This window comes from Stenotrophomonas sp. LGBM10, assembly GCF_046736075.1.
GTDB lineage: Bacteria > Pseudomonadota > Gammaproteobacteria > Xanthomonadales > Xanthomonadaceae > Stenotrophomonas.
Genome location: NZ_CP177163.1, coordinates 3,007,377 through 3,019,134 on the forward strand (window position 1 = coordinate 3,007,377; position 11,758 = coordinate 3,019,134).

The window sequence follows — 11,758 nt, forward strand, 5'->3', positions numbered from 1 at the left end:
GATTGGTCACCCCGCGTCGCGGGGACTACAATCCAGAGCTCGCGCTGTACCCCCTCTGCCTGCCTGGAGTAACCGATGTTCCCGCGTGACGTCCGCATCGAAACCTACGATCCCGAACTGGCCAAGGCCATCGCCGCCGAAACCCAGCGCCAGGAAGACCACGTCGAGCTGATCGCCAGCGAGAACTACACCAGCCCGGCCGTGATGGAGGCCCAGGGCAGCCAGCTGACCAACAAGTACGCCGAAGGCTATCCGGGCAAGCGCTACTACGGTGGCTGCGAGTACGTGGACATCGCCGAGCAGCTGGCCATCGACCGCCTCAAGCAGCTGTTCGATGCCGACTACGCCAACGTGCAGCCGCACAGCGGTTCGCAGGCCAACCAGGCGGTGTACTTCGCGCTGCTGCAGCCGGGCGACACCATCCTGGGCATGTCGCTGGCCCACGGTGGACACCTGACCCACGGTGCCAAGGTCAATGCCTCGGGCAAGCTGTTCAACGCCGTGCAGTACGGTGTGGACGAGCAGGGCCTGATTGATTACGACGAAGTCGAGCGCCTGGCCCTGGAGCACAAGCCGAAGATGGTCGTGGCCGGCTTCTCGGCCTATTCGCAGGTCGTGGACTGGGCGCGCTTCCGCGCGATCGCCGACAAGATCGGTGCCTACCTGTTCGTGGACATGGCCCACGTCGCCGGCCTGGTCGCCGCCGGTGTGTACCCGAGCCCGCTGCCGCACGCGCACGTGGTCACCTCGACCACCCACAAGACCCTGCGCGGCCCGCGCGGCGGCATCATCATCGCCAAGGGTGCCGACGAGGACCTGGTCAAGAAGCTGCAGTCCATCGTGTTCCCGGGCATCCAGGGCGGTCCGCTGATGCACGTGATCGCCGGCAAGGCCGTGGCGTTCAAGGAAGCGCTGGAACCGGGCTTCAAGACCTATCAGCAGCAGGTGGTCAAGAACGCCCAGGCGATGGCCACCACGCTCATCGCGCGCGGCTACAAGATCGTTTCCGGTGGCACCCAGAACCACCTGATGCTGGTGGACATGATCGGCAAGGACGTGTCCGGCAAGGACGCGGAAGCCGCGCTGGGCAAGGCCCACATCACCGTCAACAAGAACTCGGTGCCCAACGACCCGCGTTCGCCGTTCGTCACCTCGGGCCTGCGCCTGGGCACCCCGGCCGTCACCACCCGTGGTTACGGCGAGCAGGACTGCGTGGATCTGGCCAACTGGATCGCCGACGTGCTCGACGCCCCGGCCGACGAGGCGGTGATCGCCCGCGTGCGCGAGGCGGTCAGCGCGCAGTGCCGCAAGTACCCGGTCTACGGGTGAGATGGGCGAGGGCCGCGCGCAGCGACGCTGCGCGTTCCTGGCCCTCGTGTCCGGCGTCCCCGGCGTGGCCGGGGGCGTCGCGTTGGTGCTGTCCGGGGGGCGCCAGTGCGCCCACGCACTCACCCCGCAAGGATGCTGGCTCCGCATGAATGACATCGCACAACGCCGCATCTATGCGGTGCTGGCCCTGCTGTTGGGCCTGCCGACGCTGGCCGTCGGCGGCACCTTGTCGGTGCTGGCGGTCATCGTCTATTTCTCCCGCAACAGCTACATGGGCACCACTGAAAGCCTGACGCTGCTGGCCTTGGGCCTGTCGGGCATCGTTGGTCTGCTGGGCTGGCTGTGGCTGAGCGGCGTGTACCTGCGGCACGGCCGCGAGGGCCTGCGCCGCAGCAGCCCGCTGGGCTGGGTCGGCATCGCCTGCGGCGTCATCGGCGCGCTGATCGTGCTGGTGCTTGTCACGCGCCTGGTGCTGCAGAGCGGCTGGGAGCCGCTTGGTTATCTGATCGCCGGTCCGCCCCTGCTGATTCCGAGCGCACAGCTGGCATGGATGCGCTGGGCGGGCGCACCGCGCGCATGAGGTCGACACGACGGGGCGAACGCAGTGCCGGTGCGCGCTAGCCTCCACCAGCGGCTGTACGCGCTCCAGTGTGTGCTCCTGGGGATACCCACCGTGGTGGCCTGCGGGCTCGTGGCCGTACAGGGCCTGCGCCATGCCGATGTCCATCGCCACCTCCTGCTCGCAGGCAAGGAAGGCGGGCTGCTGCTGCTCTGGGGCGGCGCCGGGCTGCTCGGCCTGCTGGCCTGGGTGTGGCTGAGCGCCCTGTACCTCCGGCGCGGCCGCGACGGGCTGCGCTGGGCCGGCGCCCTCCCGTGGGCCGGTCTGGTGGTGGGGGCACTCGCGGCGGGTAGCCTGCTGCTCGTCGTGCTCTACGCCGGGGTGGTGGGACGCTGGCAGGTGCTGGGGTATCTGGTGTTTGGCCCGCTGCTGCTGGTGCCCAGCGCGCACCTGGCATGGTTGCGCAGGTCGCAGGGCCAGGTCTGACGCGCACTGCGTATTTGCTGCCCCGGGTCTTCTCAGGTACCGTTGCGACGCTGCCATGACCGTGGCATGACGTTTTTCTCCAGCTAGGCGTTCCATGTACTGTCCGTTCTGCCAGCATGCCGACACCCGTGTGATCGATTCGCGCGTCTCTGAAGACGGCGCGACGATCCGGCGTCGTCGCGAATGCGAGGCCTGCAACGAGCGCTTCAGCACGCTGGAAACCATCGAACTGAAGCTGCCGGCGATCATCAAGAGCGATGGCAGCCGCGAGGCGTTCGATGCCCGCAAGCTGCGCAGCGGCTTCGACCGCGCGCTGCAGAAGCGCCCGGTGCCGGAAGACAAGATCGAACTGGCGGTGCGCGCGGTGATGCAGCAGGCGCGTACCTGCGGCGAGCGCGAAATTCCGTCGATCAAGGTCGGCGAGTTCGTCATGAACGAACTGCGCAAGCTCGACCACGTGGCCTACGTACGCTTCGCCTCGGTGTACCGCAGCTTCGAGGACGTGGCCGATTTCCGCGAGGAGATCGAAAAGCTCGAACGCGAGCTGCCCTCCAGCACCGAGCAACTGCAACTGCTGGGCGATGTGATCGCGCTGGGCAAAAAGAAGAAGGGCTGAGCCCCGCGCTTCGCCATCGCCCTGGCTGGGCTACCATCGCGGCTGCTTGCCTGCCTACCGATGACCGTTGCCATGACCGACTTCTCCGCGCTGGACCACCTGCACATGGCGCACGCCCTGCGCCTGGCCGAGCGTGCCGCCTATACGGCGCGGCCGAACCCGATGGTGGGCTGCGTGATCGCGCAGGGTGCCGACGTGGTGGGCGAGGGCTGGCATCAGCGCACCGGCGGCCCGCACGCGGAAGTGTTCGCGCTGCGCCAGGCAGGTGAGCGTGCACGCGGGGCCACCGCGTACGTCACCCTGGAGCCCTGCGCCCACTACGGCCGCACGCCGCCGTGCGCACTGGCGCTGATCGAGGCGGGTGTTGGCCGTGTGGTGGCGGCGATGCGCGATCCGTTCCCGAAGGTCGACGGCGGTGGGTTCGATCTGCTGCGCGCGGCTGGCATCGAGGTCGCCGAAGGGCTGATGGCCACGCAGGCACGCGAACTCAACCACGGTTTCCTGTCGCGCATCGAGCGCGGTCGCCCGTGGCTGCGGGTCAAGCTGGCCGCCAGCCTGGACGGGCGTACGGCAATGGCCGACGGCAGCTCCAAGTGGATCACCGGTGCCGCCGCGCGCGAGGACGTACAGCACTGGCGCGCGCGCGCCGGTGCGATCCTGACCGGCGCCGGCACGGTGCTGGCCGACGACCCGATGCTCACCGTGCGGCTGGCCGACACCGACGTGGTGCCGCCGCTGCGCGTGGTGCTGGACGCTCGCCTGCGGTCGCTGGAATGCGCGCGCGTACGCGAGGGCGGGGCACCCACGCTGTATCTGCACGACGCTGCGGTGAGCCCGCCCGACGCCGCCGATGCCGCATTCGCCAGCGTGCCCAGCCGCGACGGCCGCCTCGACCTCGCGGCGGTCCTGGGGCTGCTCGCCGATCGCGGCATCAACGAGGTGCATACCGAAGCCGGCGCCACCCTCTCCGGCGCACTGATGCAGGCCGGCCTGGCCGACGAACTGCTGCTTTACCAGGCGCCGATCCTGCTCGGCGAACACGGCCTGCCGCTGCTGTCCGGGCTGGGCATCCATGCGATGGACCAGCAGCGCCGCCTGCGCGTGATCGACCAGCGCCTGCTCGGCAACGACCTGCGCCTGCTGCTGCGGCAGTGAGGGGCGCGCACGCGCGCGCCAGCCAAAAAAAACGGGCCCCTTTCGGGACCCGTTCGATCATGGCGCGGCACGGATGCCGCCGCCCGATCAGAAACTTGCGCGCACGCCCACCGAGTACTGGGTGACGTCTTCATAGGCCTGCACTTCACCGACCAGGCCCCAGGCCTTGGTGAAGTTGACCTGGCCGCCGAGGGTGCCGATCCAGGTGCCATCCATGTCGCTGCCGTCCAGGTAGCCGGCCTTCAGCCAGGCTTCGGTGCGCGGCGAGGGCTTGCCACGCACGCCCATGCTGGCGCGGCCGCCATTGGTGTGGTCCTTCTCGCGCACGGTGCCGAAGCCGTCGTAGGTCGACTTGGCTTCCACGTTCTGGCGCACCCAGGCGATGTCGGCGGTGAAGTCGACGCGGTCGCTCATCGGCATGTGGTAACCGATACCCAGTTCCGGCTGGTTCAGTTCCAGCTTCAGGCTGCCGTCGGCGTAGTTGTACTTCTTGGAGACCGTGGACCACGCGCCGAAGACATGCACCTGCTCGGCGATCGCGAACGAGCCGCGGATATAGCCGCCGTCCACCTTCGGATCGTTCAGGTAATCGTCGTTGACCTGGATCTGGGTCCAGCCAGCTTCGGCGTAGGTGTAGCTCAGGCCGTCCGCAGCCGTGGCGGCGAACGGGGTGGCAGCCAGCAGGGCGGCCAGAATCAGGGTCTTGCGCATGGATGGGTCCTCACGGGTGGTGATATCCGTTTCAGCCGGCGCCTTCTTGGCAGCGGCAGGAGCGACGTCGTGTCGCGCGGCGCGGATATTAACAAGTTTTTTACAGAAAGCGAGCGCTCAGCCTTCGCTGCTACAATGCGCGGGCCGGTTCGCCGGTACACAAACGTCTTCAGGGCGGGGTGCGATTCCCCACCGGCGGTAGGTGCGCAAGCACGAGCCCGCGAGCGCTTCCAGTCCGCTGGAAGGTCAGCAGATCCGGTCGGATGCCGGAGCCGACGGTATAGTCCGGATGAAAGAAGACGGTGCTACAGGGCCTTTACCGGCCCTGCGCCCGCCTGTTTGCCTTGCGGCGTTTTTCGCTCACTTTTCGCGGAGAACGTTACTTGTTTACTGGAATCATCGAAGGCGTCGGCCATGTGGCCGCACGCGAGACCCTCGGCGGCGACGTCCGCTTCACCTTCAACGTCGGCAGCCTGCCGTTCGACGCCGTGCAGCTCGGTGAGAGCATCGCCATCAACGGCGTGTGCCTGACCGTGATCGCGTTCGACGCCACCACCTTCCAGGCCGACGCATCCACCGAAACGCTCGGCCTGACCACGCTCGGCCAGCTCGCCGATGGCGCGGTGATCAACCTTGAACGCGCGATGCGCCCGACCGACCGCCTTGGCGGCCACCTGGTCAGCGGCCATGTCGATGGCCTGGGCCAGGTGCTGTCCATCCACGACGATGCGCGCGCCCAGCGCTGGCGCTTTGCCGCGCCGGCCGCGCTGCTGCGCTACATCGCCAGGAAGGGGTCGATCTGCGTGGACGGGGTCAGCCTGACCGTCAACGACGTGGACGACACCGGCTTCGAGGTCGCGCTGATCCCGCATACCGTCGCCCATACCGCCTTCGCCGCCACCGGCGTGGGCAGCGCGGTCAATCTGGAAATCGACCTGGTCGCCCGTTATGTGGAAAAGCTGATCGGAGCCCGCGCATGAACTTCGCCCCCATCCCCGAGATCCTCGAGGACATCCGCCTGGGCCGCATGGTCGTCATCGTCGATGACGAGGACCGCGAGAACGAAGGCGACCTGATCATGGCCGCCGAGCTGGTCAAGCCCTCGGACATCAACTTCATGGTCACCCACGGCCGTGGTCTGGTGTGCCTGCCGCTGACCCGCGAGCGCGCCGCCGATCTCGGTCTGGCGCCGATGGTGCAGGCCAATACCGCGCAGTTCCAGACCAACTTCACGGTGAGCATCGAGGCCGCCGAAGGTGTCACCACCGGCATCTCGGCCTACGACCGCGCGCACACCATCCGTACCGCGGTGAAACCCGATGCCAAGCCGGCCGACCTGCACCAGCCGGGCCACATCTTCCCGCTGATCGCCCAGCCGGGCGGCGTGCTGACCCGCGCTGGCCATACCGAGGCCGGCGTGGATCTGGCCATGCTGGCCGGGTTGGAGCCGGCCGGCGTGCTGGTGGAAATCCTCAACCCCGACGGCAGCATGGCGCGCCGTCCGGAGCTGGAGGTGTTCGCCCGCGAGCACGGCCTGAAGATGGGCTCCATCGCCGACCTGATCGCCTACCGTCTGGCCACCGAGAAGACGGTCGAGCGCATGGACGAACGCCCGATCGACACCGAGTTCGGGCCGTTCACCCTGGTCACCTACCGCGACCGCATCGCCCACGACCTGCATTTCGCCCTGGTCCGCGGCCCGGTCGATGCCGAGCCCACCCTGGTCCGGGTACAGGTGGAAAACCCCCTGGCCGACCTGCTGCACTGGCGCCGCGACGATTTCGGCGTGGCCTCCACCGACGCCCTGCGAGCCATTGCGGCCGCCGGTCGCGGTGTGATGGTGGTGCTGTCGGCCCCGCGCGACACCAACAGCCTGCTGGCCCGGTTGCGCCAGCAGCCGGCCCCGGTGACCCCGGGCAAGGACAAGGATGTGAGCCAGTGGCGCCGCAACGGTGCCGGCGCGCAGATCCTGTCCGACCTCGGCCTGGGCAAGCTGCGCGTGCTCGGCACCCCGCGCCGCCAGATAGGCCTGGCCGGTTACGGCCTGGAAGTCGTCGAGACCGTCGCCCCCTGACGGCCCCGCTGACGCCCACGCTGACGCGCGGTTGACGGCCCCGCTGACGCGGCGGCTGATGGCCCCGCTGACGCGTGGCTGACGGCCCCGCTGACGCGCGGCTGACGGCCACGCTGACGCGCGGTTGACGGCCCCGCTGACGCGCGGCTGACGGCCCGCTGACGCGCGGCTGACGGCCCCGCTGACGCGCGGCTGACGGCCCTGCTGATGCGCGGCTGACGGCCCCGTTGACGCGGCGGTTGACGGCCCTGCTGACGCGCGGCTGACGGCCCCGTTGACGCGCGGCTGACGGCCCCGTAGAGCCGGGCTCTGCCCGGCTGCTTTTCGCGCCATCCCAGACAGTCACGTGAGCCGGGCTCTGCCCGGCTTCACGGTCACATCAGCCGGGCAGAGCCCGGCTCTACGTGGCCTGTTAGAATATTCATTCATCAAATGGACCCCACGCCGATCATGAGCCACTACGAAGGCGACCTCCGGACTCCGGAAAAGGCCCGTTTCGCCATTCTCGCCAGCCGCTGGAACGCCCGCATCACCGATGTGCTGGTGGCCGGTGCGCGCAAGAGCCTGGCCGGCAACGGCATCGAGGAAGCGGCGATCGACGTGATCCGTGTGCCGGGCGCGTGGGAACTGCCGCTGGTGGCCGCTCGCCTGGCCGCCGCGCATGAACATGCCGCCATCATCGCCCTGGGCTGCGTGGTCCGGGGCGACACCCGCCACTACGAACACGTGGCCGATGGCTGCGCCGACGGCCTGATGCGCGTGCAGCTGGATTTCGGCGTGCCGGTGCTCAATGGCGTGCTGGCGGTTGAACGGGTCGAAGATGCCGAGGCCCGCACTGGCGGCAGCCACGGCAACAAAGGTGAGGAAGCCGCACTGTCGGCGTTGGAAATGGTCAATCTTCTGGAGCAGTTGCCGTGAACAAGTCAAACCCGGGCAAGCCCTCCGGAAAGCCCGTGCGTCGCGATGGCATCGACCCCGTGCTGCGCTCGCGCGCGCGCCGTCGTGCCCTGCAGGCGATCTATGCCTGGCAGATCTCCGGCGGCAACGCGCAGTCGGTGGTTGCCCAGTTCGCTCATGAGCAGGCCCGTGAAATCGCCGACCTGGCGTACTTCGAGGCCCTCGTGCACGGCGTGCTCGACCACCGCAAGGACCTGGACGAGGCGCTGGACCCGTACCTGGACCGTGGCATCGAAGAAGTGGACGCCATCGAGCGCGCCGCCCTGCGCGTGGCCGCCTACGAAATGCGCTACCGCCTGGATGTGCCGTATCGCGTGGTGATCAACGAGGCCATCGAATCGGCCAAGCGGTTCGGCTCCGAACACGGGCATACCTACGTCAATGGCGTGCTTGACCGCGCCGCCGTCGAATGGCGCAAGGTCGAAAACGGGGGCTGACCCCGTGTCGCTCGCCGAATTCGCCCTGATCAACCGTATCCGCGTCCGCACCCGCGAGCGCGCGGACGTGGTGCTGGGCATCGGCGACGACGCCGCGCTGCTGCAGCCGCGGGCCGGCGAGCAGCTGGTGGTGACCGCCGACACCCTCAACAGCGGCGTGCATTTCCCCGCCGAGACGCCGGCCGGCGACATCGGCTGGAAAACCCTGGCGGTGAACCTTTCCGACCTGGCATCGATGGGCGCGCGACCGGCCTGGTGCACCTTGGCGCTGTCGCTGCCCGAGGCGACCCCGGACTGGATCGATGCGTTCGCGGACGGCTTTTTCGCGCTGGCCGATGAACACGACATCGTGCTGATCGGGGGCGACACCACCCGTGGCCCCCTGTCACTGTCGGTGACCGCGATGGGCCAGGTGCCGGCCGGTACCGCACTGCGCCGCGATGCGGCCAAGGCCGGCGACGACATCTGGGTCAGCGGTACGCCCGGCGATGCGGCCGGCGCCCTGCGCGCGTGGCAGGCCGGTACGCTCGACGTCCGCCAGCCCCATGCCGACCCCCGATGGGAAGCCCTGCGCCTGCGCCTGGCACGGCCCACCCCGCGCGTGGCCCTGGGCCGCGCGCTGGTCGGGCTGGCGCATGCCGCCGTGGATGTGTCCGACGGTCTGATCGCCGATCTGGGCCATATCTGCGCACGCAGCGGTGTCGGCGCGCAGCTCGATGCCACGGTCCTGCCGTTGTCCGATGCCCTGCGCCATCTTTTCGCGGACGCGGAAGCACGCCAGTGCGCGCTGCGCGGCGGTGACGATTACGAGCTGTGCTTCACCGCGCCCCCTGCGCAGCGCGATGCACTGGCGGCGCTGGCGCTGCAGCTGCAGCTGCGGCTGACCCGCATCGGCACCATCACCGACGGGCAGGGCGTTGCCTGCGACGGAGACGATGCGGATGCGGGCGGCTACCAGCACTTCCGCTGAGCGGCAGACCGCACGACTTACCAGTCGTACGACATGCCCAGCTGCGCCGTGGCTTCGCGGTAGCCGCTGTCGCCGCGCATCAGCCCCAGCCCACCCCAGGCCGAGAAGCCCGACCCGAACGCAACGTTGGCGCCGCCGCTGAGCGCATAGCGGTTGCGCGGGGTGCTGGCGCGCAGCGCTTCGTCATCGAAGGCGATGCCGTTGCTGGCACCGTCGCGGTACCAGTTCACCGCCATGTACGGACGCACGGCCGCGCCACTGTCGCGCGTGGCTTCACCCTCGATGCGCACGCCCAGCCGGCCGGACAGGCCGTCTTCGCCCAGGCTGCGCACGATGGTGCCGTTGGTCTCGCGATGCTGGTCGGTGGACGCGTCGGTGTAGACCAGCTGCAGTTCCGGCTGCAGGCGCAGTGCCATCGCGCCGATCTGGCCGATGTCCATGCGATAGCCGGCTTCCAGCGAGGACTGCCACAGGTCGGCGTCATAGCGCTCGGTGTCCAGGCCGTCGCCTTCGACACGGTTGCGGAACTGGCCGCGCTGCACCGATGCGTCCACGTACAGGGCGTCATTGCTCCAGCTGCCGTACACGCCGGCCGCGCCGCCTTCGACCTTGCCGCGTGCGCTGTACCCGGTCAGGTCCGAGCGCGAGGTCGCCTGCGACTGCGCGGCGGTAAGCATTACACCCACGCGGCCACGGTCGGCATCGAACACACCGATGTCCGCACCGATCTGCAGGCGCGAGCGGTCCACCTTGAGCTCGAGCTGGTCTTCCACCGCGCCCAGGCGGCTGTGGGTGGCGTCGACCGTGGCCCACGCATGCACGCCGTCGTTGCCGGCGGCCTGGTCGCCATTGCGGTCGCGCCAGGTGTGGCGCAGCAGTTGGGTAAGCGCGAACTGGTTGGCCAGGTAGGCGCCGGCTTCCGGGCGCAGCACCGGCACCGGGTCCACCGGGTCGATGGGATCAACCGGATCAACAGGGTCCACGGGATCAACCGGTTCGACCGGCAGCGTCGGCTGGCACGCCGGCAGGCTCGGATCGGCATCGCACGGGTCCGGCGGCGGCAGGATCTCCGAGCGCAGGTACCAGTTTCCGTCGGCACCCTTGACCAGGAAATACTCATATTGCCCGCCGACGGCGCGGCCGATCAGGTCGAACTGCGCGTTGGATTCACCGCCGATGTTGATCAGCTCGATGCCCAGGTCGGTCTTCGCACCGGCACCGCCGGCATTGCGCACACGCACGCCGGCCTGGCCTTCGGCATCGCCGGTGATGACCAGTCTGTCGGTGGCCGAGCCGTCGTCGCCCAGCACGGTGTTGAACACCAGCGTGCCGCCATTGCCGAAGAACTCATCCACGGTGAGCGTATTGAACGTGCTGCCATTGCCGAGCGCGACCGTACCGGTGGCGTCGAGCTGCAGCCGGCCCACAGTGCTGTCGCCGGTGAGCATCCAGGTGCTGTCGGTGCCGACGGTGGCGGAGGTGACGTTGGTGAAGCGGCCGTCGATGCGCGCCTTGTTGCGCAGCAGGACGTCGAGGGTGCCGTTGACGGTGCTGGTATCGAAGGTGATATCGCCGGCGAGACGCGCATCATCCACGGTGAAGTCGATCGTGCTTGTGCCGGTAGCGATGCTCCCATCGAGAGAACTGACCAGCAGCAGGTTGCCATCGCCGCTGAGCAGCTCGGCGTTGTTGGCGATCAGAATGTCATAGGTGTTGTTGACGGCACCAAACGGTGCAATCTGCAGTGCTGCGCCACGGCCGGCCCGAAGGGTGGAGGCGTTCACCCGCAGCCTGATCGTGTCGGTGGATTGCAGATGGCCCAGGAAGTAGGCGCCGACGTTTGCGGCATCGATATACGAGCCATTGATGATGTCCACGCGGCCGCTGCTCATGCGCACGCCGATGCCGGAGTTGGCGTCCGGTGCAGTGGGGTTGTCGGCGACCGTTACCCGGGTGGAATCCAGGATGGCATGAGCCTGCCGGACCGTTGCGCCTGGAGCACCCGTGAGGTCGATGCCGGTACTTGCCGAGTTGCCGCCAACGATACCGGAGACGACGATGTTGCTGCCGATCAGGTGTGCCGTCGTATCTCCCGTCAACTGGACCTGGCCCAGGATCGACGCGTTGGTGGCACGCAATGAAGAAGTGCCATACAGCGCTATTGCGTAATTGCCTGGGTTGGACGCGGGTCGCCCAACCGTTGCGCCGGTCAGTTCGACGTTCGATCCGCCGGACGCAGAGATGGTGTAGGTCTGGCCACCGACGACCACCAGTCGCGAGCCATTCTGGAGATCCCACTCTTCGGGCGCATCACCGGCCACCACCTCGGCCTCCTCGCCATTGAGCTGACGGGCATCCAGTTCGCCAGCCGGAAGGGAGGCCAGCGCCAGCAGCACGGCACAGGCAAGCGGGCGGACCGACGGGCATCCGCCGGCAGTGGACGTCATCGCGTTCATCGTCTTGA

The 11,758-nt window shown here is 68.5% G+C and carries 12 protein-coding genes and 1 riboswitch; of the genes, 10 read left to right on the forward strand and 2 right to left on the reverse strand.

The window, feature by feature from the left end; translation table 11 throughout:
• Positions 1 to 75 precede the first annotated feature (75 nt).
• From glyA to ribD, 5 genes are all read left to right on the forward strand, one after another.
• Positions 76 to 1,329, forward strand: coding sequence for a serine hydroxymethyltransferase (glyA, locus tag ACLB90_RS12890; protein ID WP_411849875.1), 1,254 nt, complete (start codon positions 76 to 78; stop codon positions 1,327 to 1,329).
• A 145-nt stretch (positions 1,330 to 1,474) separates the two neighbouring features.
• Positions 1,475 to 1,909: a hypothetical protein gene (locus ACLB90_RS12895; RefSeq protein ID WP_411849876.1), complete on the forward strand. Its 435-nt coding sequence runs from the start codon at positions 1,475 to 1,477 to the stop codon at positions 1,907 to 1,909.
• 30 nt (positions 1,910 to 1,939) lie between these two features.
• A complete protein-coding gene (locus tag ACLB90_RS12900; RefSeq protein WP_411849877.1) occupies positions 1,940 to 2,374 on the forward strand; it encodes a hypothetical protein in 435 nt (144 codons plus the stop codon).
• A gap of 94 nt (positions 2,375 to 2,468) precedes the next feature.
• Entirely contained in the window at positions 2,469 to 2,990 is a 522-nt protein-coding gene (gene nrdR / locus ACLB90_RS12905; RefSeq protein WP_017356148.1) for a transcriptional regulator NrdR, read from the forward strand.
• Between the two features lie 72 nt (positions 2,991 to 3,062).
• Positions 3,063 to 4,145 carry a bifunctional diaminohydroxyphosphoribosylaminopyrimidine deaminase/5-amino-6-(5-phosphoribosylamino)uracil reductase RibD gene (ribD, locus tag ACLB90_RS12910; RefSeq protein ID WP_411849878.1) on the forward strand — a complete coding sequence of 361 codons (1,083 nt, stop codon included), beginning with the start codon at positions 3,063 to 3,065 and terminating at the stop codon, positions 4,143 to 4,145.
• 87 nt (positions 4,146 to 4,232) lie between these two features.
• Here the strand turns inward: ribD and ACLB90_RS12915 are convergent, their stop codons facing one another.
• Complete coding sequence (locus tag ACLB90_RS12915; RefSeq protein ID WP_411849879.1) at positions 4,233 to 4,856, reverse strand: autotransporter outer membrane beta-barrel domain-containing protein; 624 nt, start codon at positions 4,854 to 4,856, stop codon at positions 4,233 to 4,235.
• A gap of 161 nt (positions 4,857 to 5,017) precedes the next feature.
• Positions 5,018 to 5,161: riboswitch (FMN riboswitch) on the forward strand.
• Between the two features lie 78 nt (positions 5,162 to 5,239).
• Between ACLB90_RS12915 and ACLB90_RS12920 the strand changes: the two genes are divergently transcribed.
• The 5 genes from ACLB90_RS12920 to thiL all read left to right on the forward strand — a co-directional run bounded on the left by ACLB90_RS12920 (position 5,240) and on the right by thiL (position 9,294).
• Positions 5,240 to 5,836: a riboflavin synthase gene (locus tag ACLB90_RS12920; RefSeq protein WP_411849880.1), complete on the forward strand. Its 597-nt coding sequence runs from the start codon at positions 5,240 to 5,242 to the stop codon at positions 5,834 to 5,836.
• The gene (gene ribB / locus ACLB90_RS12925; RefSeq protein ID WP_411849881.1) at positions 5,833 to 6,930 is read left to right on the forward strand and encodes a 3,4-dihydroxy-2-butanone-4-phosphate synthase; all 1,098 of its coding nucleotides are present in this window, start codon (positions 5,833 to 5,835) and stop codon (positions 6,928 to 6,930) included. Before ACLB90_RS12920 ends, ribB begins: the two co-directional genes overlap by 4 nt.
• Positions 6,931 to 7,380: 450 nt before the next feature.
• Positions 7,381 to 7,848, forward strand: coding sequence for a 6,7-dimethyl-8-ribityllumazine synthase (gene ribH / locus ACLB90_RS12930; RefSeq protein ID WP_411849882.1), 468 nt, complete (start codon positions 7,381 to 7,383; stop codon positions 7,846 to 7,848).
• A complete protein-coding gene (gene nusB / locus ACLB90_RS12935) occupies positions 7,845 to 8,324 on the forward strand; it encodes a transcription antitermination factor NusB (protein WP_411849883.1) in 480 nt (159 codons plus the stop codon). The genes ribH and nusB overlap by 4 nt, the downstream gene beginning before the upstream one ends.
• 4 nt (positions 8,325 to 8,328) lie before the next feature.
• Positions 8,329 to 9,294 (forward strand): thiamine-phosphate kinase, encoded by a 966-nt coding sequence (gene thiL, locus ACLB90_RS12940; protein ID WP_411849884.1) that lies wholly within the window; start codon positions 8,329 to 8,331, stop codon positions 9,292 to 9,294.
• A gap of 17 nt (positions 9,295 to 9,311) precedes the next feature.
• On the opposite strand, the gene ACLB90_RS12945 is transcribed toward thiL, so the two are convergent.
• The gene (locus ACLB90_RS12945; protein WP_411849885.1) at positions 9,312 to 11,750 is read right to left on the reverse strand and encodes an autotransporter outer membrane beta-barrel domain-containing protein; all 2,439 of its coding nucleotides are present in this window, start codon (positions 11,748 to 11,750) and stop codon (positions 9,312 to 9,314) included.
• Positions 11,751 to 11,758 lie beyond the last annotated feature (8 nt).